General features: G+C 70.6%; 17 protein-coding genes, 3 tRNA genes and 1 pseudogene. 10 read left to right on the top strand and 11 right to left on the bottom strand.

Annotation, left to right across the window (positions count from 1 at the left end):
• The first annotated feature begins 55 nt into the window (after positions 1 to 55).
• From ABD899_RS16165 to ABD899_RS16160, 3 genes and pseudogenes are all read left to right on the top strand, one after another.
• The gene (locus ABD899_RS16165) at positions 56 to 379 is read left to right on the top strand and encodes a hypothetical protein (protein ID WP_345207858.1); all 324 of its coding nucleotides are present in this window, start codon (positions 56 to 58) and stop codon (positions 377 to 379) included.
• Positions 313 to 483, top strand: a pseudogene (locus ABD899_RS18990) (ATP-binding protein); the annotation flags it as partial. The gene ABD899_RS16165 and the pseudogene ABD899_RS18990, both read left to right, overlap by 67 nt.
• A gap of 143 nt (positions 484 to 626) precedes the next feature.
• On the top strand, positions 627 to 1,901 hold the full coding sequence (locus ABD899_RS16160; protein ID WP_345207856.1) for a hypothetical protein: 1,275 nt from the start codon (positions 627 to 629) through the stop codon (positions 1,899 to 1,901).
• A gap of 327 nt (positions 1,902 to 2,228) precedes the next feature.
• Here the strand turns inward: ABD899_RS16160 and ABD899_RS16155 are convergent, their stop codons facing one another.
• Positions 2,229 to 7,892 (bottom strand): sacsin N-terminal ATP-binding-like domain-containing protein, encoded by a 5,664-nt coding sequence (locus ABD899_RS16155; protein WP_345207854.1) that lies wholly within the window; start codon positions 7,890 to 7,892, stop codon positions 2,229 to 2,231.
• Positions 7,893 to 8,171: 279 nt separating this feature from the next.
• On the opposite strand from ABD899_RS16155, the gene ABD899_RS16150 reads away from it, so the two are divergent.
• Positions 8,172 to 9,065 carry a ribonuclease H-like domain-containing protein gene (locus tag ABD899_RS16150; RefSeq protein ID WP_345207852.1) on the top strand — a complete coding sequence of 298 codons (894 nt, stop codon included), beginning with the start codon at positions 8,172 to 8,174 and terminating at the stop codon, positions 9,063 to 9,065.
• Here ABD899_RS16150 and ABD899_RS16145 read toward each other — a convergent pair.
• The 9 genes from ABD899_RS16145 to ABD899_RS16105 form a co-directional block, all read right to left on the bottom strand.
• Positions 9,062 to 9,847 (bottom strand): methyltransferase domain-containing protein, encoded by a 786-nt coding sequence (locus ABD899_RS16145; RefSeq protein ID WP_345207850.1) that lies wholly within the window; start codon positions 9,845 to 9,847, stop codon positions 9,062 to 9,064. The genes ABD899_RS16150 and ABD899_RS16145 overlap by 4 nt on opposite strands.
• A gap of 438 nt (positions 9,848 to 10,285) precedes the next feature.
• Positions 10,286 to 10,468 (bottom strand): YegP family protein, encoded by a 183-nt coding sequence (locus tag ABD899_RS16140; protein ID WP_345207849.1) that lies wholly within the window; start codon positions 10,466 to 10,468, stop codon positions 10,286 to 10,288.
• A 198-nt stretch (positions 10,469 to 10,666) separates the two neighbouring features.
• A tRNA-Phe gene (locus ABD899_RS16135) sits at positions 10,667 to 10,743 on the bottom strand.
• Positions 10,744 to 10,788: 45 nt separating this feature from the next.
• Positions 10,789 to 10,862: transfer RNA gene (locus ABD899_RS16130), tRNA-Asp, on the bottom strand.
• 20 nt (positions 10,863 to 10,882) lie between these two features.
• Positions 10,883 to 10,955, bottom strand: a tRNA-Glu gene (locus ABD899_RS16125).
• A gap of 211 nt (positions 10,956 to 11,166) precedes the next feature.
• On the bottom strand, positions 11,167 to 11,565 hold the full coding sequence (locus ABD899_RS16120; protein ID WP_345207848.1) for a GntR family transcriptional regulator: 399 nt from the start codon (positions 11,563 to 11,565) through the stop codon (positions 11,167 to 11,169).
• Between the two features lie 17 nt (positions 11,566 to 11,582).
• The gene (locus ABD899_RS16115; RefSeq protein ID WP_345207847.1) at positions 11,583 to 12,632 is read right to left on the bottom strand and encodes a PHP domain-containing protein; all 1,050 of its coding nucleotides are present in this window, start codon (positions 12,630 to 12,632) and stop codon (positions 11,583 to 11,585) included.
• 17 nt (positions 12,633 to 12,649) lie between these two features.
• The gene (locus ABD899_RS16110) at positions 12,650 to 13,870 is read right to left on the bottom strand and encodes a cysteine desulfurase-like protein (RefSeq protein ID WP_345207846.1); all 1,221 of its coding nucleotides are present in this window, start codon (positions 13,868 to 13,870) and stop codon (positions 12,650 to 12,652) included.
• Between the two features lie 118 nt (positions 13,871 to 13,988).
• Positions 13,989 to 15,425: a GuaB1 family IMP dehydrogenase-related protein gene (locus tag ABD899_RS16105; RefSeq protein ID WP_345207844.1), complete on the bottom strand. Its 1,437-nt coding sequence runs from the start codon at positions 15,423 to 15,425 to the stop codon at positions 13,989 to 13,991.
• A gap of 431 nt (positions 15,426 to 15,856) precedes the next feature.
• Here ABD899_RS16105 and ABD899_RS16100 point away from each other — a divergent pair, with 431 nt between their 5' ends.
• On the top strand, positions 15,857 to 17,104 hold the full coding sequence (locus ABD899_RS16100; protein WP_345207869.1) for a DUF445 domain-containing protein: 1,248 nt from the start codon (positions 15,857 to 15,859) through the stop codon (positions 17,102 to 17,104).
• 66 nt (positions 17,105 to 17,170) lie between these two features.
• Here ABD899_RS16100 and ABD899_RS16095 read toward each other — a convergent pair whose 3' ends face one another.
• A complete protein-coding gene (locus ABD899_RS16095; protein ID WP_345207842.1) occupies positions 17,171 to 18,199 on the bottom strand; it encodes a B12-binding domain-containing protein in 1,029 nt (342 codons plus the stop codon).
• A gap of 137 nt (positions 18,200 to 18,336) precedes the next feature.
• Here ABD899_RS16095 and ABD899_RS16090 point away from each other — a divergent pair, with 137 nt between their 5' ends.
• The 5 genes from ABD899_RS16090 to ABD899_RS16070 all read left to right on the top strand — a co-directional run bounded on the left by ABD899_RS16090 (position 18,337) and on the right by ABD899_RS16070 (position 23,912).
• Positions 18,337 to 19,350: an NAD(P)H-binding protein gene (locus ABD899_RS16090; protein WP_345207840.1), complete on the top strand. Its 1,014-nt coding sequence runs from the start codon at positions 18,337 to 18,339 to the stop codon at positions 19,348 to 19,350.
• Positions 19,347 to 20,087 (top strand): CPBP family intramembrane glutamic endopeptidase, encoded by a 741-nt coding sequence (locus ABD899_RS16085; protein ID WP_345207838.1) that lies wholly within the window; start codon positions 19,347 to 19,349, stop codon positions 20,085 to 20,087. Before ABD899_RS16090 ends, ABD899_RS16085 begins: the two co-directional genes overlap by 4 nt.
• A 10-nt stretch (positions 20,088 to 20,097) precedes the next feature.
• Positions 20,098 to 21,489 carry a cryptochrome/photolyase family protein gene (locus tag ABD899_RS16080; protein WP_345207836.1) on the top strand — a complete coding sequence of 464 codons (1,392 nt, stop codon included), beginning with the start codon at positions 20,098 to 20,100 and terminating at the stop codon, positions 21,487 to 21,489.
• A gap of 334 nt (positions 21,490 to 21,823) precedes the next feature.
• Positions 21,824 to 22,894, top strand: a complete 1,071-nt coding sequence (locus ABD899_RS16075) for a TerC family protein (RefSeq protein WP_345207834.1) — start codon at positions 21,824 to 21,826, stop codon at positions 22,892 to 22,894.
• A 181-nt stretch (positions 22,895 to 23,075) separates the two neighbouring features.
• Entirely contained in the window at positions 23,076 to 23,912 is an 837-nt protein-coding gene (locus ABD899_RS16070; RefSeq protein WP_345207832.1) for a D-hexose-6-phosphate mutarotase, read from the top strand.
• Positions 23,913 to 23,916: the final 4 nt, after the last annotated feature.

Below are 23,916 nucleotides of genomic sequence, written 5' to 3'. Positions count from 1 at the left end.
CTCGCCAATACCGGCGAGCCTCAGCTGCGATCCGCGAGGTGCCCGGTCAAGTTCGATGAGCCCCTTTGATCCGCCCATCGCCGTCGCCGTGCTCGCCGCGGCGGGGCGAACCCAGCACGACGTTGTCCGCGACATCGTCCCCTCGGCGAGCTCGCCCTCGACGGCCGCGTCCGCGTCGTGCTTCCCCGCCGTGCTCGAGGCATCCCAGCGCGGCATCCGACGTGTCGTCGTCCCGCTCGAGAACGTCGCCGAGGCGCAGATCGTCGACGACGTCGCCGTGCACGGCGCCGCCGACCTCCGGGAAGTCCTGGAGTGGCCGCGGCCGCCGCGCGCGGCGAGCCGACGCCGGTCGCGCCCACGGCACCGGCCGAGGGCATAGAACGGGCTCGACCCCGGATCCGCCTCGCCGACGTCGTCGGGCAGCCGGAGGCACGGATCGCCCTCGAGTTCGCGGCGACCGGCGGCCACCACCTCCTCATGACGGGCCCGCCGGAGGTCGCTAGAGAAGTCCGTTGGGCCGGTCGGCCGGGCAGGTGCAGCGCCTCACTGGCAACGGGTGAACGCTTCCCTGCACAGTCGCGGGATGTCGGCGCGGGCAGTGGGAAGCACCGTGTAATGATCGCGGGATGGTTGAGATCAGGCAGGTGGGTGAGGTCTTCACTCCGGGACGGATCCCCGAGTTCACGTACAACCCCCGAGACGAGAAGGACGTCGAAGGCACCATTCGTAGGTTCTTGCAGAACCGAGGTGCAGCACTAACCGTCTCTGGCCCCACGAAGTCGGGCAAGACCGTGGTTGTTGACAGGCTGTTGCCGCGAGACTCCGCGCTGTGGGTGTCCGGCGGAGATCTCCGAGAACTCGACGATCTGTGGATGCGGGTGTGCGAGTTCCTCGATCTCTACGATCAAGTCGAGTGGTCCACATCGAAGGGAAGCGGGTTCAGGGGAAGTATCAATGCCCGTCTTGGGACGAGCGGTACGGGACTAGGCGCGGAGTTCGGATCCGACGCATCTAGGGGGACTTCGTTTAAGGGCATGGCAAGGCGACCGTTGGCTGCTGTCGCAAGAGATGCGCTTGCCGACTTGGAGGTTCCTGTCGTAATCGACGACTTCCACTATGTTCCGGATGCTCTGAAACTTGACTTGGTTCGCGCTATAAAGGGGATCATCGCCACAAGTCCGGTCGTCTTGATCGCTGTCCCGCATGATGCATTCTCGGTGGTCCGGAGTGAGACGGACATGCTTGGGCGGCTCTGGCAATTGCAGATCATGCCTTGGTCGACCGATGAACTGGTCTACATCGCTCGTCTAGGCTTCGACGTGCTGAACGTTTCGGACAGGAACGATCGGATCGCCAAGGAGTTTGCCAAGAACAGCCTAGGCGCACCCTTCCTGATGCAGCAATTGTGCCTTGACTACTGTATCGACGAGGGAATCCCGGAGACCCAGAGGGGGAAGTGGAAGGAACTTGAACCGCCCAAGGATCTGCAGCAGTTCTACCGCAACATCGCTACCCGTTACATTCCTGGCGTCTTCGATGCTCTGCGACGGGGCCCGAGAACCAAGGGCCAGCCCCGACTGCCGCGGAAACTGAAGTCGGGCGGGACAACCGATATTTACGGCGCCGTCTTGTATGGCATATCGAAGATTGGCGCTGTTCGTGAAGTTTCGACGCAGGACTTGTCTAGAGCGATTAGTGAGCTGTTTGAAGACGCACCAACGACGCAAAATGTTGCGTTCGCTCTCGGTCAGATGAATACGATCGCTGAGAATGGCCGCGGGGCTAGCGACCCAGCGCTGGCCTATCGGGACGATACGCTATTCATGTCGGACCCATTCTTGTCCTTCTACCTGCGCTTTGGTCAGTGGGACCTCCCAAGCCCCCCACGAAATATGGTCTGAGCCCTCGCCAGGCACTGCCTCGGCGGTGGAGAACGATCGACGCGACACTGAACCCCGGACGAAAGGGGCTCATCCCAACCCAGGGTGGTGCATGCGGGGTCGGCTGTTGCGCCGTACTGGCTGGACGGCGAAACCAGGAAGCGGATCCACGGCCAGCACAGACTCGGTGAGCTGCCCCATTCTGGGCGAAGTGGGGCGCCCACAGTGGGCTACTGGATCATTGTCGGTAGGCCGGTGTCTGGCCAGACTCGGTCCAGGTGCTCGGCGCCGTCGAGTGCCGGGACCGTCCTCGTGTGATGGACACTGGCCTAACGGTCTTCATGTCAGTCAATAGCGCATCCGGTAGGTGTCGTCCTCGCGCCGGATTTGCCCGCTCTCGCACAACTGAACGGGGTCGATGAGCAGATCCATCCCGTCTGGTGCGTCGGAGCCTGCCCGGCGGGGGTGCACCGCAAGCACCGCGTACGCCGCCCGGGCCTCATCGTTCGCCCGCATCCGTTCGGCGACGGCCCACTCTCCGCTGGACAAGAAGAACGAGCCTGAAGCGGACTTCACCTCGAGTGCCATCGGATGGCCACCAGCAGGATCCTCGGGATCGGCGAACCAACCGAGCACGTCGAACCCGAACCCGTCGCTGAAAGCCGCAACCCAGAGGAACTCGGTGAGCCGGTCGATCAGCTCCTCTTCGTCATGGCCAGGCTCGCGGGCGCCCTCACCGTGCGCGCGGACGCGCTCGGTCGCGGGGCCGGTGAACCCGTACCGCTCAAGCATGTCGATGATCTCGCCGATGGCCCGGTCCCGAGCCGGTGGCTCAAGCTCCATGAACGTGCGGGTCATGGCAGTCACCGCCCAGGACTCGGCCTCGTCACCGGCTCGCTTCTTGCGACGCTCGATATCAACGCTGACCTTGCCAGGGGCCACGTGTTTGTGTCCCAGCCTCGGCTTGCGGGGAGGTGGTGGAGTGAGGCGTGCCGGCTGCCGCGGCTGCACGTCATGCTCGACCAGAGCCCGCACCTGGTGGGTGTAGGTCGAGACGCGACGGCTACGGTCCCTTGTGAGGATCGTCAGGATCGCCGGTGCCGTAGAGACCGGTACGCCGTATGCCCCTGCGAGGGAGTGGATTTGGCCACGTTCGGCCGGTGTGCCGGGCAGATCGTCGCCCAGCAGCGCCTCGAGGTTGCTGCGCAGCCCGGCGAGATGTGTGCCAGGAACGAGCTCCTCCAGTCTCGGGACCAGGTGTGACGGAGCCTCCGGTCGGCCGAGGGTCTCGTCGATCTGGACGGCCTCGCTGCGCACGACGCTGGCTGAGGCGCCGCTGGCGCGGACGAGGAGGGACAGGAGCCGCAGCTCGCCAGCCCACCCGCGAGCTAGGTCGCGCAGCCTGGCAGCGCGAGCCTCGTCGTCGTACAGCGACAAGACGCGCTCGTCGAGTTCGCTGGGGTCCCATCCGCACAAGGAGGCGAGTGTGGTTGCGGCGTCGCAGACCAGGGCCGTCGCGTCGACCTCGAGCCCTTGCTGGATCAGTGCGGTCAGCACCGGCGAAAGGTACTCCTCCGGCGGCGGATCGAGTGCGAAGTCGAGATCGGCGGGTGTCCGCATGCCCGAGACCTCGGACTTGGCCGCGCCCTCCGCCAGACCCTTCTCGTTGAGGACGGCGACCAGACGGCTGTCGTGTCGGTCCAGCCACTGCTTCAACCGGTCGTGGGCAACTCGGATGGCCAGGCGAGGCTCGTGCTGTGCCGCCAACGCGTCGCTCAGTTCCTGCAGGTTCACCTCGAGCCGAGCGAGGGTCCGAAGAACGGGCCCATCAGGGTCGCCCGGCCGTTCGTTGGTGATGCCGTGGGCGACGGCGTCGGCGTCCTGCTGGGAGAGCCCAGCCTGCGAGAGCTGAGCACTGACCTGCGCATGGTCCAGAGACTCCGCCTGCCCCAGCTCTCGACGACCGAGCACCGCAAGGATCGCCCGGAGCCAGTTGGCGGCCCGACTGCGGTCGCTGTCGGTGAAGATGCCGAGCTGTGTACGGATCTGCTGCACGTGCTCTGATGCGACACCCCAGGAACGAAGCAGGTCCTCGCGCTCTTCCTCACTCGCCGTCATGAGCAGGGTGAACGTGTCCGTGTACGCGCCGGCAACGTCGCTGACGGCCGCGAGATGTTGGGCGAGCCGTCGGCGGAGGCGGCCACGCCAGCCGTCTCCGGTGAAGTCGTGGAAAACCACCGGAGCTCCGGGCTTGGAGGTATCGAGGTAGCTCTCGTCCTGAGCGGTGTCTCCGATGGTCTCTTCCACCCCGGGCATGCCAGCGACAGAGACGCTGAGAACAAGGTTGTCCAGCTGCCTGACCCGCAGTTGTCGAAGCCGACTGGCTCGCTCCCGGAAGGCTTCGCTGGTGGGTTCCAGCGGGTTGGTGCCACCGGCGTGGTGCACCATCACCGCAAGCAGCTCGGGGATGCGCTCAGTCAACTCTTCGTGGAGGGACTCGGTGATGTCCTCGCCGGGGTCGTTGTCTCGGCGTACTACGGAGACCTCGAACGTGGGGATGTCCAAAGCTTTCGCGATGTTGCCCTTGTCGCGGGCGAGCACCACGAAAGGTACCTGCCCGGCGAACCGCGCCCTGTAGCCGACGTAACGACCGTCGTCATGACGGCAATCGCTGCGATGACGGTGCACCAGGCGCGACCCCAGCTCGCACAGGACCTCGAAGTGGGCAGGGACCTGGTCGGCTGACTGCTGTCGTGCGAGGGACTCGTAGATCAGCCGGTGAAGACCGACAAAGGATTGGTGCGCTGTGCCGGTGGTCAGGTCGACCTCGCCACGCTCGAGTGCCGAGCGCAGGTCGTCGTGCAAGGAGAGCAGCCGCGATGGGTCGGCGTCGTCAAGGCTGTGAAGGTCGCACAGTGTTCGCAATGGCGTGGACCATCCGGTGACGTCGACCAGCGGCAGATGCTGCAGCGGGCTGGTTCGCATGGCGTGAGTGTCCAGGCCGCGGAGGTCCGCCCATGCTTGGTCGGAGCTGTGGCCGTCGACCGGTACGCCGGCGCGCGTGGTCGGCAGCCATCGTTGGCGCCGGAGTTGAAGCGCGAGGGTGCTCGGCCGCCGTTCTCCATCCCGAGTTCGATAGGTGCCCCGGTGACGGTTCCCCTGGTCAGTTGTGCAGCTTGGGCACAGCGCCGACGCCTGGGTCAGCGAGGTGTAGACGGGTGCACCGTCGGCCAGCGCAGCAGACATGTCGACTCGCGTCTGGTGGTCTCCCCGCTCAGGTCGCCAAAGCAGCCGTGCGTCTTCGGTCACCGTGATGTTGCAGTGGCCCGTGCCGCTCCACTGCCACACATCGAAGTTCCATTCAGCGTCGGCCTCCTCGGGCGCGAGGGACTCCCGGAGTTCCGGCCAAGGCCATGTCCGGTCGGACACGGCGCGCCCACTTTCGTGGCCCTCCAGCGGTGGCACCTCCCAGCAGCCGAGCCGCAGGAGGAAGGCGAACTGCTCAAGTGGTTCGCGTCGGGCGTCACTTGACTCGGTCTCTTGGGCCTCGTCGACGTCGCCCAACGGTTCGGTCGGTTCTGCCGAAGAATCGATCTCGTCCGTGTCCTCGTCCGTCTCATAACTGAGGGTGTCGGGGATCGACGTTGTCGGCAGGAGTGAGAGGACGGCCTCTGGAGGAGCCAGCAGCGAAGCATCGCTCGGCGCCAGTCGGTGGAGCCGCCGCAGTGCAGTAGCGCGCCGGGCGCCATCGGCGTACGAGAGATGGGCCTCCACCCAGTTCGCCCAGTCGGCCCCAAACGCCAACGTGCCGGCCGGTTGCCAAGTGCCATCCCGTGCCGGGAGAGGTACGCCGGCCAGGTTGCGTTCGCGGCGCTGCCGCTGGCGGGCGTTTTCGTCCTGGCGGGCCCGACCGGGCTGCAGCCAGAACCACTGGTGCGTGCCGAAAGTGAGTGAGTTGTTGCTGCTGGAAGCGGTGCTGAAGTCAGACCGTCGTTCGCGGGTGAGGAGGTCCCACAGGAACCGCACCAGCCGCTCCCGGTCGTGGTCGGTGGTGAGCGCGTCGTCGGGGATGTTGAGCCGGTCCAGCACCGCGTCGACGGTGAAGGGTCGGATCCCGAGCGCCTCTGCGCGGGGCCGAGTCTGGTCAGTCAGCAGCCCTTCGGCGAGGAACTCTACGTCGAGCACCTCCGGCGGGTCCAAAGGGGTGTCGCCGCTCGCTCCAAGTCGGGCCATGACCGACACCCCGCGCTTGCCCGCAGCCGAGCCTTCGGGATTGGGCACGGGGACGAACTCCCGCCGACCGTCGGGACGTGCCACCGGCACGAGGCGTGCCTCTTCGTCGCCGAGCAATTCCCTCAGGAGCTCGTCGGCCGGCTTCGGGTCGAACCGGCGCAACGCATCAGCGAGGTCAAGCAGCGCCAGGAAGTGCTGGTCGGCCTGTGCGTAGGTTGGCCAGGGGTGGTCCTGCCCCGGGCGGAGAACGACGTGCAGGGCCGGCCACAGGTCGTCAGCGCTCTCGCGGCGGTCCGCCAGGAAGCGATGCGTCTGCTCCGAGAGGTCGGGGTGGGCGATCTCCCGCTGTGAGCGTTCACGCAGGTAGGAGGCCGGGAAGACCCGGAGCAATGCTTGGGTCACTGCCTGGTTGGCTGGGAGCAGGTCTCGTGGCGCAACGGCGTGCGGAGCGTTCTCACCTGGGGCGCCGGGAAGCCAGGCGACATCGTCGAGACCGGCCAGGACGCGATCGTGGAAGTGTCGCGCCAGCTTCGCCTCAGGTGCAGGGGTGGCGGTGATGAGTTCCGTGAGGGCGACGAGGTCGATGTCAGGGCGGCTCGCGAGGTTGCCGACGGCGTGCACGACCAGGTCGGCGAGCGCGTCGAGGATGGCCCGATTGTGTTCGGCTGAGCCGGCAAAGAACCCGGTGCGAGCGGCGTCGACCTCGAAGTAGCCGTGCAGCAGGAACGGCAGGCCGGACCCGATCCTCGTAGGGAAGAACAGGTGGAACGGCGACGAGGACTCGACGTCACCGTGGGCGTGCACGGGTCGAGCAGAATCGTCGGCGTCCAACCGGATCGCGGTGGCGACCTCGGAGGCAAGCTCAGCGCCGTCAGCGTACTGCCGGTGGTAGCGCACCCACCGAGAGCTGCACACGCCGTTGCGCGTGATCGTGACCGTGTCGGCCGTAGTGTCGTTGCTGTGGTCTCCCGGCTCGGTGGTGACAAGGATGTCCTCGGCCGTCCCAGCGACGCGGTTCTCGATGCGGACACGGTCGAAGATGCCGAGAAGCACCAGGATCTGATCGCTGACGTCGCCGAGGGCGTCGCGCACCTTGGCCAACCAGACCTGCGTGTCACCTAAGGCGGGTGAGTGCGGGAGACGTACGACGGTGTCGTAGCCATGGCTGCCGAGTTCGGTCACGGCTGCCGGTGGTGAGTCCACCCAGGTGGGGTAGCGCAGGACGGGAACGGCCTGCAGGCAGTCCTGCTGGAACTCGTCCTGGTCGGCAACCCAGGTGTCCCAGTCAGGGGTCTGTTCGAGGATGAGCTCGCGCGCTCGAGCCGCGTCGAAGCGCACGGCCAACGTAGGTTCACCTTCGAAGAAGGTGGAGTAGATCTCCGGTGTGGCGGAGACCTCTAGGGTCGACTTGAAGCCGATGCCCTTGTGGCCGATGGCTTCGCCGGCCTCCTTCGGGGACAGGCCGATCTGGCCGAGCGACTCAAGGACGATCTGGGCGGGGAACGGGACGCCTCTGTTGGCGACGATGAGTGCCGGGCTCTCGTCGATCACCACGACCAGCTCGCACGTCGAGCCGTCAGCGTGTGCATCTCGCCAAGCATCGGCGGCGTTCTGCAGCAGCTCGATGAGGAACCGACCGTGGTACTCCTTGCCGAGGAGACGTTCTGCGCGGGCGAAGGACCAGGTGTCCTGAGCCTTGGACTTGGAGGTGTGCTGGGCACGCTCCAGGACAGCCTCCTCGATGGTCCGGCGCGCAGCCGCGCTCTCGCTGGTCCTCACGGCATTCCTCTCAGGACGCGGTTCAGTACTTCTGCTGAGACCGGGCCGTACCCTGATCAGCCCACGGCGAGGTGCCAGCGCCCACTGAGACCCTCAATCTGCCAGAGTCCGGCAGGTGAGGGGTCGGGGTGTGGGGCATCTCCCCTCCTACCGACACCGACAACACGCTCCGCCAGCGCCGAGTCCGGCCGCGCCAAGCGCAGCCTGCTGGAGCGCTACGACCACGAGTTCGCATTCCGCGTCACGGTCGCCGAGGCTGCCAAGGCCGGCGGCGAGCTCGTGCGCCCGCTCCACGTCAGCGAGTGCGGCTGGTGCGTGTGGCAGGAGTACTGCACCCAGATCGCCGGACCGGACGACGCCTCGTTCGCGATCCGCACCGGTCTGCCGACCGCGCAACAGTGGCGGTACCTGTACGACCTGGGTAAGTCCACCGTCGCCGACCTGGCCGCGTCCGGGGACGAGCTCCCGACGGGTTGGTCGGCTCGCGACACCCAACCTGGGGCGATGGCCGAGGAGAAGTACCGCCTCCTGGTGCGGCGGGCCCGGATGGCCCAGGCCGGTGTCGCGTTCGAACCGCGCGGTGAGTGGCCGCAGGTCCCGTCGGCGGACGTCGAGGTGGACTTCGACATCGAATGGGACTTCGAGAACCTCATCTACCTGTGGGGCCTACGCGTGCGGCAGGGCCAGGACGACACCACCGCCGTATTCGACCCGATCGTGTCCTACGACCCGCTGGACACCGAGGGCGCCGCGCACCTGGCGGAGGAGTTCGCTGCCCGCCTCGGCCGGGTGATCACGGACGCCGAGGCCGCAGGGAAGTCGGTGACGGTCTTCCACTGGTCGTACCCCGAGCGCAGCATGACCAGCAAGTACCCCAGCGTCGACGAGCTGCTCGAGGGGCGCTCCTTCGACCTGCACGCCTGGTTCGCGGGCCACTTCCTCACCCGAGACGGCACGTCCCTCAAGGCGGTCGCGCCGATCTTCGGCTTCCACTGGGCCGTGGACGACGCCGGCGGCGCCGAATCCCAGATCAAGATCGACCTCGCCCGCGCCGGCGGCGACGAGGGTCGGGCGGCTGTGCAGTGGCTCGCCGCGTACAACGAGTCCGACGTCTCGGCCCAGGCCGCGATCAGGGACGGGCTCCGGCGTGCATCCCCTGCGGCACGGGCTTAGGTGATCAGTTCCAGTTGGCTGTCGCGCTTGAGGACGGTGACCCGACTGGAAAGCTCCGAGAGCGCCGCGACCGTAGCCAAGTCCAGTTCCTTGGCGCTGTCGTAGGCGGTCACAATCTCGAACTGGCCCGGCGTGAAGGCGCCGTCCGCGAGGGCCTGCTCGATCGTGGTCGGGTAGATCCTCGCCACACTCGGGTACTTGCGGACGAGCATGTTGAGCATCGGCTGGCTCGGGTCAACGCCGGCGTACCGATCAGGTGTGGTCAGGCCCAGGTCCAACACGCGACCCGTCCCACACCCGACATCCAGGACGGACGTCGGGTACTCGCTCTTGAACGGAGCGACCACCTCGCTGAGCGCCCGGGCCTCGGCATCCTCGATTGGGTGCCACTCGTCGTAGCTGGTGGCGATCTCGTCGTAAGGGGTGCGGATGCAGGAGAGGGTCGAGGGCGCGTTCTGAACCCCATAGAGCCGCTCGGTGGTCGCTTGGTTGATCAGGGTGGTGTCGCTCAGATGCTTGTCCATGGTCCACCACTTCAGCCGCCCGTCGGGGCTGGTCAGGTAGATGCTGGTCATGGAGTAGAACTTCGCAGGCTGGCCGAACGTGTGAATCACGTGCGCCGCCCGGATGAAGTCTTCACGGGTCATGCCCGCGGTGCGGTTCAACACCACGTAGCTGTGCGGCGCGGTCGCGGCGTACGTGTTGGCGAACGTCCACTCCACGTTTGCTGCGAGGGTCAGCCACCAGTTCAGGTCGTCTTGGTTCGTCATCGGCTGTTCCATCTCCTTGCGCTGAGACCACCCTGCCCGCGACCACCGACACCACCCACCCGACTGGCCCCGCGAGCGAGGGACTCGCGCGTGCCTCATGTGGCCGGACGGACAGGAGTTGTCTCCTGCGTCACGGCAGCACCGGGGCGCTTCTCGACGGGGACTTGGCCGGTGACGCCGGATGGTGCACCGGAGACGTTGGCTTCATGGCGCGTTCCGAGCCTCGCGGTGGCGGCCATTCCCCCCGGAAGTGGGTCTCCTATTGGGCACATGTTGCGCACGGGCGGCGATGCAAAATGGCCCTTGACCGCGTTGTTGCAGTTCAAGGGCCCGTCTGCAACTGTCGGGGTGACAGGATATGAAGCTGCCACACGAGCGCGGCCCGACGAGCGGCTGACGCGCTCCGCGAAAGCCTGTCATGGGACAAGCCCCAACACTCCCTTGCGGAGGTCAGCCGCTCTGATCGTCCAGCGCGGCGTCGCCGGCGTTCTTGCGCACCGACTCAATGCCCTTCAGGGCGCTGGCTCGGGACTCGTACGCCTCGCCCGTGGCGATGATCTGCCCATTGCTGGCCTTGAGCCGGAACCGGAACTTCCCGGCAGCGTCCGTGTAGAGCTCGAACTTCCCTGCCATCACGTGCCTCCTTGCTCGAGATGAGGTGCCACGTCGAAGGCTAGAGGGATCCGCCGGCGCATCTCATGCGCCCCGCCGCGAGGACGTCCTGCGGTGTGTGGGGGTACCGTTGTTGGCGCTTGTTAGCAAAGTGTTAGCAAGCGCCAATTCGGAGGAGTCGCGATCGTGGTGCTGAAACGCCGTGGCCTGCGGTTTTGCTGGTGGCCAGGGGCGGGGTCGAACCGCCGACCTTCCGATTTTCAGTCGGACGCTCGTACCAACTGAGCTACCTGGCCGGACGAGACGACCAGCCGGATCTCTCCGACCGCTCCGCCTCGGAGCGACCCCGACGGGACTCGAACCCGCGACCTCCGCCGTGACAGGGCGGCGCGCTAACCAACTGCGCTACGGGGCCTCGTGAAAGGCCTTGCTACGTATCCCCAACGGGATTCGAACCCGTGCTACCGCCGTGAAAGGGCGGGGTCCTGGGCCGCTAGACGATGGGGACCCGACCTCGACCGGGCCTCAAGGTCGCGCGGCTCGCAGCGCTCGGATCCGTCGAGGACTCCGAAAGCATAGGGGACAGTCCGGCCACGGCCAAAACGAGGCCGGACCCACCCGGCATCCCCGCGAAGTCAGGAGCATTCCGCCCGCTCAGGGGCGGAACCGGCCCTGAGCCGACGGAGTGCTCCTGACTCCGCGCGGGGGTGGGGGGAGGGTCAGCCCAGGCGGCGGAAGGCGTCGCGAACGAACGCCACGGCATCCGTCTCAGGGATGCCGGCCGCGCGGGCGGTGCGAGCGAAGTCACCGGCCGCGAGCCGCACCTCGGCGTCAACCGCCCCCGAACCGGCATCCGGTGACACGACCGTGCCGAGCCGCCCCCGGGTGAGCACGAGCCCGGCCACCTCGAGCTCGCGATAGGCGCGGGCGACGGTGTTGACCGCCAGCGCGAGCTCGCCGGCGAGCGCCCGGATCGGCGGCAGCCGCTCGCCGACGGGCAGCCGCCCGTCCCCGATCGCCTCCGCGAGCTGCCGGCGCACCTGCTCGAAGGGCGGCTCGGCGGATGCCGGGTCGACCCGGAGCAGCCCACCCATCGCCTCGGTCGTCGGTCCTGCCATCGTTCCTCCACCCACCGTCAGGGGTTCGCCCACGCGAGGAGGCGGTCGGCATCCCACGTCGTCACGATGCGTTCCGCCGGGACGCCGAGCCGCTCCGCCCGCTCGCACCCGTACGCCTTCATGTCGAGCTGGCCGGGGGCGTGCGCGTCCGAGTCGATGGCGAAGAGGCACCCGATCTCGAGCGCGAGCAGCACGAGCTCGTCGGGTGGGTCGCACCGCTCCGGGCGGCTGTTGATCTCGACGGCCGTGCCGTGCTCGGCACAGGCCTCGAAGACCGCCCGGGCGTCGAACTCGGACTGCGGCCGGGTCCCGCGCGACCCCTCGACGAGCCGTCCGGTGCAGTGGCCGAGCACGTTGACGCGCGGGTTCGACACGGCCGTCACCATCCGTGCCGTCATCGGGCCGGCGTTCATCCGCAGCTTGCTGTGCACGGATGCCGTGACGAGGTCGAGGCGGGCGAGCATCGCCTCGGTCTGGTCGAGCCGGCCGTCGTCGAGGATGTCGACCTCGATCCCCTTGAGGAGGCGGAACGACCCCCCGAGGGAGCGGTCGATCGCGTCGACGATGCCGACCTGCTGGGCGAGGCGCTCGGCGGTGAGGCCGTTGGCGACCCGCAGCTGCGGGCTGTGGTCGGTGAGGACGAGCCAGTCGTGGCCGAGCTCGATGCCGGTGAGCACCATCTCGTCGATGGGGGAGCCGCCGTCGCTCCAGTCCGAGTGCAGGTGGCAGTCGCCGCGCAGCGCCGCGTACAGGTCGCCGCCACCCTCGACGAGCGGGCCGCCCGCCTTGTCCTGGAGCGAAGCGAGGTACGCGGGCAGCTCCCCGGCGAGCGCGGCCGTGATGACGCCGCTCGTCGACCTCCCGATGCCGGGCAGCTCCTGGAGGGTGTCGGCCTCGGCGCGCTCGACCAGATCGGCGCCGTCGAGGGTCTTGAGCGTCTTCACGGCGTTGCGGAACGCCTCGACCCGGTAGGTGCCGGCCCGCGTGCGCTCGAGGAGGAAGGCGACCCGGCGCAGGGCCTCGATCGGGTGGACCGGGGCCTCGAGCGGCTCGAGTATCGCGACCATGCGAGTCGGCCTGGCGCTCAGAGGATCTCGCGCAGGGCGGTGACGAGCCGGTCGATGTCGCCCTCGGAGGTGTACGGGGCGAGCCCGACCCGCACTCCGCCGGCGTCCCCGAGGCCGAGGTGGCGGGAGCACTCGACGGCGTAGAAGTGCCCGGCGGGGGCGTTGACACCGCGCTCGGCGAGGAGGCCACCGATCTCCTGTGGGTCCCGGCCCTCGACGGTGAACAGCAGGGTCGGGGTACGGGCCCCCGCGTTGCTGTGCACGACGACTCCCGGCAGCTCGCGCAGCGCCGGCTCGAGCACGGCGAGGAGGGCTCGCTCGTGCGTGTGGACGGCCCGCATCGCGCGCTCGATGCGTTCGCGCCGGCTCGGGGGACCGTCCGGGGCCGGCTCGTCGCCGAGGTCGGCCAGGCCGGCGATGAAGTCGACGGCCGCGGTGGCCCCCGCGAGGATCTCGTACGGGAGGGTGCCGAGCTCGAAGCGCTCGGGGACGTCGTCGGTCGAGGGCAGCAGCTTGTCGGGATGGAGGGTCTCGAGCAGGTCCGGGGAGGCGGCGAGCACCCCGCAGTGCGGGCCGAGGAACTTGTACGGCGAGCAGGTCCACACGTCGGCCCGCAGTGCGGTGAGGTCGACCGACGCGTGCGCCGTGGCATGCACGCCGTCGACCCAGTGGAGGGCGCCGACCTCGTGGGCGAGGTCCGCGACCTGGCACACCGGTGGGCGGGTGCCGATGAGGTTCGAGGCGGCCGTCGTCGCGACGAGTCGGGTCCGCTCCGAGAGGACGGCCGCGACGGCATCCTGCTGGAGCTCACCGGTCGTGGGGTCGAAGTCGACCCACCGCACGGTGGCGCCGACCGCCTCGGCGGCCTGCACCCACGGGCGGATGTTCGAGTCGTGGTCGAGACGGGTCACGACGACCTCGTCGCCCGGGCCCCACTCCTTGGCCAGCGCCCGGGCGAGGTCGTAGGTGAGCGCCGTCGCGCTGCGACCGTGGACGACTCCGCGCGGGTCGACGCCGAGGAAGTCGGCGTAGGCGGAGCGGAAGTCGCGCACGACGTCGTCCGCCCGCCGCTCCGAGGCGGTGACGGTGCCGCGGTTGGAGATGGCGCTCGTCAGGGTGTCGGCGACGGCGCGACCGACGCCCTCGGGCACCTGGGTGCCGCCGGGCCCGTCGAAGTGGGCGGCACCCTCGCGCAGGGCGGGGAAGTGGGAGCGGACCGAGGCGACGTCGAACGGCATACCGGCATCCTGCCCCACCCCGCGACGTCCGGCGGGTCGGGCCCTCCAACCCCCGACCTGCCGGACGCCCGGCTCGGCCCCGCCGGGCGTGCGGAGGGGGCGGGTACGGGGAAGGGGGTCACCAGGAGGTGTGCAGCGGGCGTCCCTCCGCGAACCCGGCGGTGCTCTGGATGCCGACCGTCGCCCGCTCGTGGAACTCCTCGAGGGTGCGGGCTCCGGTGTACGTGCAGCTGCTGCGCAACCCCGCGACGATCTCGTCGATGACGTCCTCGACGCTCGGACGCGCCGGGTCGACGTACATCCGTGCCGAGCTGATGCCCTCCTCGAACATCGCCTTGCGCGCTCGCTCGTAGGCCGTGTCCCCCGCCGTGCGGCCCCGCACGGCCCGCGACGAGGCCATCCCGAAGGACTCCTTGTACTGCCGCCCCGCCTCGTCGGTGTACAAGTCGCCGGGGGACTCGAGCGTGCCCGCGAACCACGAGCCGATCATGACGTTCGAGGCACCGGCGGCGAGGGCGAGGGCGACGTCGCGCGGGTGGCGCACCCCGCCGTCCGCCCACACGTGCTTGCCGAGCTCGCGTGCCGCCGACGCACACTCGAGCACCGCGGAGAACTGCGGCCGCCCCACGGCGGTCATCATCCGGGTCGTGCACATCGCGCCGGGGCCGACCCCGACCTTGACGATGTCGGCGCCGGCCGCAACGAGGTCGCGGGTGCCCTCCGCCGACACGACATTGCCGGCGACGACAGGGACCGGCGGGTCGAGGGAGCGCACCGCCTTGAGGACGTCGAGCATCTTCTCCTGGTGGCCGTGCGCCGTGTCGATGACGAGCGCGTCGGCGCCGGCGTCGATGAGGTCGGAGGCCTTGGCCGCGACGTCGCCGTTGATGCCGACGGCGGCGGCGATGCGCAGCGCCCCGGACGGGTCGGTCGCCGGCGTGTAGAGGTGGGCGCGCAGGGCGCCGGCCCGGGTGAGGATGCCGACGAGCCGGCCGTCCGCCGCGACGACGGGCGCGAGGCGGCGCCGTGCGTGCGAGAGGGTGTCGAACGCCGACTCGACGTCGACCCCGTCGTCGAGGGTCACCATGTCGCGGACCATGACGTCCTCGAGCTGGGTGAACCGGTCGACCCCCGTGAGGTCGGTCTCGGTGACGATGCCCACCGGGCGCTCGCCGACGGTGACGAGGGCCGCGCCGTGGGCCCGCTTGTGGAGCAGGACGAGGGCCTCGCCGACGGTCGTCGTCGGGTCGAGGGTGATCGGGGTGTCGTAGACGAGGTGGCGCGACTTCTGCCAGGCGATGACGTCGCGGACGATCTCCGCGGGGATGTCCTGGGGGATGACCGTGAGCGCGCCCCGCCGGGCTGTCGTCTCCGCCATCCGGCGGCCCGCGATCGCGGTCATGTTCGCGACGACGAGCGGGACCGTCGTGCCCGTGCCGTCGACGGTCGACAGGTCGACGTCGAGCCGGCTCGCCACCGACGAGCGGTTCGGGACCATGAAGACGTCGTCGTAGGTGAGGTCGAGCTGGGGTTGGAGGTCGTTGAGGAAACGCACGGCTCCCAGCGTAGGCGCGGCGGGCGTGGGAGGCGCGTGGCCGGCATCCGGTGGGGTGGGCCGCGCGGTGCTCGTCGCGCGGCGCCGACCGTCGAGGGCGGCCGGCGAGCCCTCACGCTGCCCGGCTCCCCGGCTGGCCCCCCGATGGGGGGGCGTACAGCACCCGTTTCTGACGTGAAGGGATTCCTTTCGTTCTGAAAGGAACGTTGGAAGGTGGTCCGGACGTCATTTCGCGCGATGCAATTCCTTTCGCTCCGAAAGCAGTACTGGCGGGTTACCCCCGAGGGCCGCGGCCGGTTGCGACGGGCAAGGCCTCGGCCGGCGCCCTGCGCCGCAGCCCGCGGTCGGCGAGGCGACAGCGTGCGTCGGTGCTTCCGCACGCGCGGCCCGGAGCGGCCGAGGGGATGGGGGAGGATCGGCGGGTGAGCCTCATGGTCCCCTCTCCCGCGGATGCCGCCCGACGGTCCGGGCTGCGCCGGATGCGCGTCGTCGCCCTCGCCCTGCTCGGCTTCGCCGCCGTCGTCTTCCTCGCGACACTGCGCCTCGACCACGACGGGGTCTGGGGCTACGTCAACACCGCCGCGGAGGCTGCGATGGTCGGCGCGCTCGCCGACTGGTTCGCGGTGACGGCCCTGTTCCGGCACCCGCTCGGGCTGCCCGTGCCGCACACCGCGATCATCCCCCGGCGCAAGAACGAGATCGGGCGCAACCTCCAGGAGTTCGTCACCGAGAACTTCCTCACCGAGGAGATCGCCCGCGAGCGCCTCGCGGCGGCCCGGGTGGGGCAGCGGGTCGGCGCCTGGCTCGGGGTGCCGGGCCACCGCCGTCGGGTGCGCACCGAGGTGGTGCGGGTGGCGCGAGCCGGCCTCGGCCGGATGTCCGACGACGAGGTGCGCGCCCTCGTGGCCGACTTCCTCGTGCCGAGGCTCGTCCGGGAGCCGGTCGCCCCGATCGCCGGCACGCTCCTCGAGGGGATCGTCGACGAGCAGACCCACCACGGCCTCGTCGACCTCGGGCTCGAGCAGCTGCGCGAGTGGCTCGCCGACAACCCGGGCACGTACGCCGCCGTGCTCGGCGAGCGGGCGCCGTGGTGGTCCCCGCCGTGGGTCGACGAGAAGGTCATCGGCTGGACGTACCAGCAGGTGCTCGCCTGGCTGCGCGACATCCACGACGACCCGCGGCACCCCGCGCGGCAGGCGTTCGACGACCTGCTCAGGCGGCTCGCCGCCGACCTCCAGACCGACCCCGAGGTCATGTCCCGGGCCGAGGCCCTCAAGGAGCGGCTGCTCACCCACCCCCAGGTGCCCGAGACCGCCCTCGGCCTCTGGCAGTCGTTCCGGGCCGCGCTCACCGCCGCCATGGACGACGAGGGCTCGTACTTCCACACCCGCGGCGACGAGCTGCTCGAGCACCTGGGCCGCCACCTCGTCGAGGACGAGGTGTGGCGCGGGCGGCTCGAGGCCCGGCTCGGCGAGGCCGTGTCGTTCTTCGTCAACACCTACGGCAGCGAGCTCGCCGAGGTCATCTCCGTGACCGTCGACCGCTGGGACGGCAAGGAGGCCGCCGAGCGGATCGAGCTGCACGTCGGGCGCGACCTGCAGTTCATCCGGATCAACGGCACGATCGTCGGGGCGCTCGCCGGCATCGGCATCCACGCGCTCGCCCAGGTGGCCGGGTGACGCCTGCGCGGACGGTGAGCCGGGCCGGGAGCAGCGCGTCGGATGCCGTCAGCGTGTCGGATGCCGTCAGGCCGAGGAGGGCTCGCCGCGCACCCGGCGCTCGCGGGCGGTCGAGGTCAGCTCGGCCACCGCACCGACGAGGTCGGCGCCGAGGTGGCGCACCCCGACCTCCTCGATGACCCGAGGGGTGGCCCCGCGCCCGGCGAGCCACACGGGGTACTCCTCACCGAGCCGGCGCAGCGCCGAGGCGTGCGCGCGGAACCCGGACGGACGGCGGCAGGCGAGGACGACGGCATCCGCGTGGGTGATCCGGGCGGCGGCGGCGATCGAGTGCAGGGGCGTGTCGGGGCCGAGGTAGCGCACCCGCCAGCCGGTGCGCCCGAGCAGCACGCCGAAGCTGAGGAGGACGATGTCGTGGAACTCGCCGGGCGGGCACGCGAGCACCGCGACCGGTCCGCTGCCGACGCCCCAGGTCAGGGACAGCGCCCCGAGCCGGCGGCGCACGAGGCTGCTCGCGAAGTGCTCCTGGGCGATGCCGATCCGGCCGAGCTCCCACAGCTCGCCGACCCGCGCGAAGAGGGGGAGGAGCACGTCGACGATGGCGCTCTCGACGGACCGTTCCGTGAACGCGGTGTCGAGCACGGCGTGGGCGCGGTCCTCGTCGAGGGCGGTGACGGCGTCGAGCAGCTGGGAGACGAGCATCGGCGGGGAGGCCCGCAGGGCGGCGGGGGCAGCCCCGTCGGTGGAGCCGTCACCGGATGCCGTGCGGTCGCCTCGGGAGCGGCCCTCGCCATCCGTGGTGCCGAACGCGGCTCCGGCGTCGTCGTGCTCGGACCCGTCGCCCGGCTCGCTCGCCCGCTCGGCGGCGAGCACCCTCCGGGAGGCCTCGACGGCGCTGACGCCCTGGTCGCGCAGGGCGATGACCGCGCGGACCCGCCGCTCGTCGTCGTAGCCGTAGAGGCGGTACCCACCGGCTGAGCGGACCGGTCGAAGCAGGCCGTAGCGGCTCTCCCACGCGCGGAGCACGTGGGTGCTCACGCCCACCTTGGCGGCGAGCTCACCGATCCGCATCGTCGGCGGTACAGAACTCCTCACGTCAGGTACGGTAGACCCGGCGACGTACTTTTGACAAACATTTGACGAAGGTGTCGAGGGGATTCGCCCCCCGGCACCGCCACCCCCACCCACCGGAAGGACCGAGCCATGACCACGACGACCGCTCCGGGGCCCCGGTGACCGGCCCCCGCCGCGCCCTCGTCACGGGCGTCACCGGCTACATCGGCTCGCGGCTCGTCCCGCGGCTCCTCGACGAGGGGTGGCGGGTGCGGGTCCTCACCCGGGACGCCTCGAAGGTCGCGGAGCGCACGTGGCTCGACCGGGTGGAGGTCGTCGAGGGCGACGCCGCGTCGGAGGGCACCCTCGCCCGCGCGCTCGCCGACGTCGACGTCGCCTACTACTTCCTGCACTCGATGGACGGCGCGGGCGGGTTCGTCGAGCGCGACCGGCGCCTCGCCGAGACCTTCGGGCGGTGCGCGCACGAGGCGGGCGTCGGCCGCATCGTCTACCTCTCCGGCCTGCACCCGCACGGGGAGGAGCTGAGCGACCACCTCGCTTCGCGGGTCGAGGTCGGCGAGATCCTCATGGCGAGCGGCGTGCCGACGGCGGTGCTCCAGGCGGCGGTCATCCTCGGCTCCGGCTCGGCGTCCTTCGAGATGCTGCGCCACCTCACGACCCGCCTGCCGGCCATGGTGACCCCGAAGTGGCTCGACAACCGGATCCAGCCGATCGCCGTGCGCGACGTCCTGCACTACCTCGTCGGTGCCGCCGACCTGCCCGCCGACGTCACCCGCACCTTCGACATCGGCGGCCCGGAGGTGCTGACGTACCGCGAGATGATCAACCGGTTCGCAAAGCTCGCCGGGCTGCGCCCGCGAGTCATCGTCTCGGTCCCGGTGCTCTCCCCCTACCTCGCGAGCCAGTGGGTCGGGCTCGTCACCCCGGTTCCCACCGGGGTCGCCAAGCCGCTCGTCGGCAGCCTCCTCCACGAGGTCGTGTGCACCGAGCACGACATCGACGACCTCGTCGGCCCGCCCCCGGGCGGGCTGCTCGGCTACGACCGGGCCGTGTCCGACGCGATCGCGGGCGACGGCGTCGTGCCGCGCCCCGAGCCGGGCACGACCGACCCCGCGCGGATCACCGCCGCCGACCCCGACTGGGCAGGGGGCGCCCGCCGGAGCGGGTCGTGAGCCGCACCACCCGGTGGAACGTCGTCTCCGAGCTGCGGTCCTTCTTCCGCGCGACCCTCGTCGACCCGGTCCCGCGCGACCACACCGAGACCGACGAGGCGTTCCGGCGCCGGCGGCTCGTCGCGGCCGTGACGCTGCTCGTGGGGGCCGTCGTCCTCGCCTTCGCGCTGCGCATCGAACCGGGCGACCCGACGTTCTACGGGGCGACCTTCGCGCTGGCGGGCGTCTGGGCCGGGGGCGCGTTCCTGTCCGGGCCGTTGCACCTCGGCCGAGCGCACACCCGCGACGGGTCCGGGTCGAGCCGAGCCGTCGTGCAGTCGCTCGCGCTCGGCACCATGCTCCTGGCCCTGTTCATGGCCGGCGCCGTCATCGTCGCCCGCATCCCCGTGCTGCGCGAGCCGGTCCAGGAGCTGCTCGACCACGCCCGGGTCGGCTCGCTCGCCCTCGTCACCGTCATCACGGTCGTCAACGGGGTCGCCGAGGAGCTCTACTTCCGCGGTGCGCTCTACGCCGGGGTCGGGCGCAGGCACGCCGTGGCGGTCACGACGGTCGTCTACGCCCTCGTCACGGCGGCGGCCGGCATCCCGCTGCTCGTCCTCGCCGCGGCCCTCGTCGGCCTCGTCGTCGCCTTCCAGCGGCGGGTGACCGGCGGCATCCTCGGCCCGGTCGTCACGCACCTCACGTGGTCGCTCGGCATGCTCTACCTGCTGCCCCCCGTCCTCGACCGCCTGTCGTGAAGGGCCTGCGATGACCTCCGTGCTGTGGATGCGCCGGGACCTGCGCCGCCGGGACCACCCCGCGCTCCTCGCCGCGCGCGACGCGGCGGGCGACGGCGACCTCGTCGTCGCGTTCGTCGTCGACCCGCGCCTGTGGGAGGGCGGCGGAGCGGCCCGGCGCGCCTGGCTGGCCGCGACGCTCGAGGCCACCGACGCCACCTTCGACGGGGCCCTGACGCTGCTCCACGGCGACCCACGGCGCGTCGTGCCCGAGCTCGCCGCCCGGGTCGGGGCGTCCTCGGTGCACGTCTCGCGCGAGACGACGCCGGTCGGCCGCCGGCGCGACGCCGCGGTCGCCGCACGGCTGGGCGAGGCCGGCGTCGAGTGGGTCGAGACGGGCACGCCGTACGCCGTCGGGCCGGGCCTCGTCGTCAACGGCTCGGGCGACCCCTACAAGGTGTTCACCCCGTTCTCGAGGGCGTGGCGGGCGCACGGCTGGCCCGACCCGGCGCCCACCCCGCGCGAGCTCCCGCTGCGGCACGCGCGCGACGACGACGACGCGACCGCCGCCGTGCGGGCCGCGCTCGCCGCCCCCGACCTGCCCGAGCCCCCGCCCGCCGGGGAGGAGGCCGCCCTCGCCCGGTGGCGAGCCTTTCGCGACGGCGCGCTCACGGCTTACGGCGACGACCGCAACCGACCCGACGTCGACGGCACCTCGCGGCTCTCGCCCTACCTCAAGCTCGGTGTGCTGCACCCGCGCACGCTGCTCGCCGACCTCGCCGGCCACGCCGACCCCGCCGGGCGTCCGGACCGGGGGAAGGGGGCGCACACCTTCGAGACCGAGCTGGCCTGGCGCGAGTTCTACGCCGACGTGCTGTGGCACCAGCCGCACACCGCGTGGCACGACCTGCGGCCCGAGATGTCGCGGATGCGCTACGACGAGCCCGAGGACGCCGTCGAGGCGTGGAGGGCCGGGCGAACCGGCTACCCGATCGTCGACGCCGGCATGCGCCAGCTGCTCGCCGAGGGGTGGATGCACAACCGGGTGCGGATGATCACGGCGAGCTTCCTCACCAAGGACCTCCACGTGTGGTGGCCGCTCGGAGCCCGGCACTTCCTCGAGCACCTCGTCGACGGCGACGTTGCGTCGAACAACCACGGGTGGCAGTGGGTCGCCGGCACCGGCACCGACGCCTCGCCCTACTTCCGGGTCTTCAACCCCGTCTCGCAGGGACGGCGCTTCGACCCCGACGGCGACTACGTGCGGCGGTGGGTCCCCGAGCTGGCCCACGTGCCGGGGGCGGCGGTCCACGAACCGTGGGAGGTCGCCGACGGGTACGCCCACGGCTATCCCGAACGGATCGTCGACCACGCCGAGGAGCGCCGCGAGGCCCTGGCCCGGCTCGAGGCCGCGAAGGCCTGACCGCCGCCCGGCATCCCCCCGACCCCGGCCCTGCCCCCACCCCGACCTCGTGCGAGTTGCGTACGGTTCTCGCACCCCGGGGGCCGCGGGAACCGTGGGCAACCCGCACGAGGTCGGATCGAGGCGGATGCCGTGTCCAAGGTTTCCGCCCGTCCCCGCACCCTCGGTTGTGGAAAGCGAAACGACCTCCCTACACTTCTTCGACGAGGGGAGTACTTCCCAAGCTCGCGCCGGTCAGTACGACCACCACGACGGTGGTTCCGGCGAGGCGCCGCCCGGCATCCCCGTGCGGTGAAGGAGACCTCAAGACCGTTGTCCTGTCTTGAGGAGCCCCATGTCCCCCCTGTCCGTCCTCGCTGCCGCGGAGCCCGCGGCCGCACAGCCGTCGATCGGCACCCCCACCCTGTGGGCTGTCACGATCGGCGCGGTGCTGGCCCTGTTCGCCCTCGACTTCGTGCTGACCCGCAAGCCGCACACCGTCTCGATGCGCGAGGCGGCCGGCTGGTCGGCGTTCTACGTCGGGCTCCCGCTCGCCTTCGGCGTCTTCGTGTGGCAGCGCTACGGCGGCGACCGTGGCCTGGAGTACTACACCGGCTACCTCGTCGAGAAGTCGCTGTCGGTCGACAACCTCTTCGTCTTCATGCTCCTGCTCGCGGCGTTCGCGGTGCCCGACCACCTCAAGCAGCGCGTGCTGCTCATCGGCGTCGCGGGGGCGCTGCTGCTGCGCGGTGTCTTCATCGCGCTCGGCGCCCAGCTCATCTCGATGTTCTCCTTCACCTTCCTCGTCTTCGGCGCGATCCTGCTGCTCACCGCCGTCAAGGTCGGGCGCGACGCCGTGACGCACCGCGACCACGCCGTCGACATCGGGCAGCTGCGTACCGTGCGCCTGCTGCGTCGCTTCCGGCCGGTCACCGCCGACTACCGCGGCACCCGGATGACCGTCATCGAGAACGGCCGTCGCGCCTTCACCCCGCTGGCCCTCGTCGTCGTCGCGATCCTCGGCACCGACATCGTCTTCGCCGTCGACTCCGTGCCCGCGGTCTACGGCATCACCGGCGACCCGTACCTCGTCTTCGCGACGAACGCCTTCGCCCTGCTCGGCCTGCGGGCGCTCTACTTCGTCCTCGAGGGCGCCCTGGGGTCGCTGCGGCACCTCGGCCACGGGCTCGCAGCGATCCTCGCGTTCATCGGCGTCAAGCTCGTGCTCCACTGGGCGCACGGTGTGTGGGCCTGGGTGCCGGAGGTCCCGACCCTGCTCTCGCTCGGCGTCATCGTCGGCATCCTCGCCCTCGTCACGACGACGAGCGTGCTCGCCAACCGGCGTGAGCGTCGGCGGGCGGATGCCGTGCCACCGGTCGAGCGCGCCGACTCGCCCGAGCCGGTGGGTGCGTCCGAGCGGGGCTGAGGCCCGGGACCGTGGAGGGGCCGGGTGCACGGATGTGCCCGGCCCCTTCCCGGGTGCACGGATGTGCCCGGCCCCTTCCCGGCGTCACGGATGTGCCCGGCCCCCTCCGGGCGTGCTCCGCGGCGGATCCGGAGGCCGGCGTGGGTGGTGCGTCGACGTCCGGCGTCCGTAGGTTGGAGGCATGACCGACGCCCTCCCACCGCCGCACGTCGTCGACACCGCAGCCTGCACCGCCGAAGTGCACGACCAGGGGGCGCAGGTCGCTCGCTGGGCGCCTGCCGGTGCGGGCCCGGTGCTCTACGTGAGCTCCGCGGCGACGTTCACCCCGGGCCGCTCCATCCGCGGTGGGGTGCCGGTGTGCTGGCCGTGGTTCGGGCCCGGACGCGGCGCCGCCATGGAGCCTGCGCACGGCTTCGTCCGCACCTCGCCATGGGAGCACGTCGACCGCGCCGACGACGGTGGCGAGGTCACCCTCACCCACCGCATCACGTCGGCGACCGCCACCTCACCGCACTGGCCGCACCCCTACAGCCTCGAGCTCCGCAGCCGTCTCGGCCACGCCCTCGAGCTCACCCTCACGACGACGAACACCGGCCCCGCCCCCATCGACCTCGAGGAGGCCCTGCACGCGTACCTCGCCGTCGGTGACGTGCGAGAGGCGACCGTCGAGGGCCTCGACGGCAGGTCCTTCTTCGACAAGGTGGCCGGCACCGAACGAACGCACCACGGCCCCCTGACCTTCGACGGCGAGACGGATGCCGTGTTCCGCACGAGCGAACCGGTCACCGTCGTCGACCCGGTGCTCCGCCGGCGCCTCGTCGTCACGACGGAGGGCGCAGCGAACGTCGTCGTGTGGAACCCCTGGGACGCCAAGGCCGCGGAGGTGCCGGACATCGGCGCGGGCGAGTGGACCTTGTTCGTCTGCGTCGAGGGGGCCAACGCGCTCGACAACGCCGTGACGATCGCACCGGGCGAGTCGCACACCATGACGTATCGACTGGAGGTCGAGCCGCTGTGACCGA

Source organism: Fodinibacter luteus, assembly GCF_039541575.1.
Lineage (GTDB): Bacteria > Actinomycetota > Actinomycetes > Actinomycetales > Dermatophilaceae > Fodinibacter > Fodinibacter luteus.
The sequence above is the reverse complement of the archived record's forward strand: the minus strand, read 5'-3'. Positions and strand labels throughout refer to the sequence as shown.

Coding starts and splice junctions, on each gene's coding strand:
- ABD899_RS16165 (WP_345207858.1), top strand. CDS start 56: ATGAGCCCCTTTGATCCGCCCATCGCCGTCGCCGTGCTCGCCGCGGCG.
- ABD899_RS16160 (WP_345207856.1), top strand. CDS start 627: ATGGTTGAGATCAGGCAGGTGGGTGAGGTCTTCACTCCGGGACGGATC.
- ABD899_RS16145 (WP_345207850.1), bottom strand. CDS start 9,847: ATGGAACAGCCGATGACGAACCAAGACGACCTGAACTGGTGGCTGACC.
- ABD899_RS16140 (WP_345207849.1), bottom strand. CDS start 10,468: ATGGCAGGGAAGTTCGAGCTCTACACGGACGCTGCCGGGAAGTTCCGG.
- ABD899_RS16120 (WP_345207848.1), bottom strand. CDS start 11,565: ATGGCAGGACCGACGACCGAGGCGATGGGTGGGCTGCTCCGGGTCGAC.
- ABD899_RS16115 (WP_345207847.1), bottom strand. CDS start 12,632: ATGGTCGCGATACTCGAGCCGCTCGAGGCCCCGGTCCACCCGATCGAG.
- ABD899_RS16110 (WP_345207846.1), bottom strand. CDS start 13,870: ATGCCGTTCGACGTCGCCTCGGTCCGCTCCCACTTCCCCGCCCTGCGC.
- ABD899_RS16100 (WP_345207869.1), top strand. CDS start 15,857: ATGGTCCCCTCTCCCGCGGATGCCGCCCGACGGTCCGGGCTGCGCCGG.
- ABD899_RS16080 (WP_345207836.1), top strand. CDS start 20,098: ATGACCTCCGTGCTGTGGATGCGCCGGGACCTGCGCCGCCGGGACCAC.
- ABD899_RS16075 (WP_345207834.1), top strand. CDS start 21,824: ATGTCCCCCCTGTCCGTCCTCGCTGCCGCGGAGCCCGCGGCCGCACAG.
- ABD899_RS16070 (WP_345207832.1), top strand. CDS start 23,076: ATGACCGACGCCCTCCCACCGCCGCACGTCGTCGACACCGCAGCCTGC.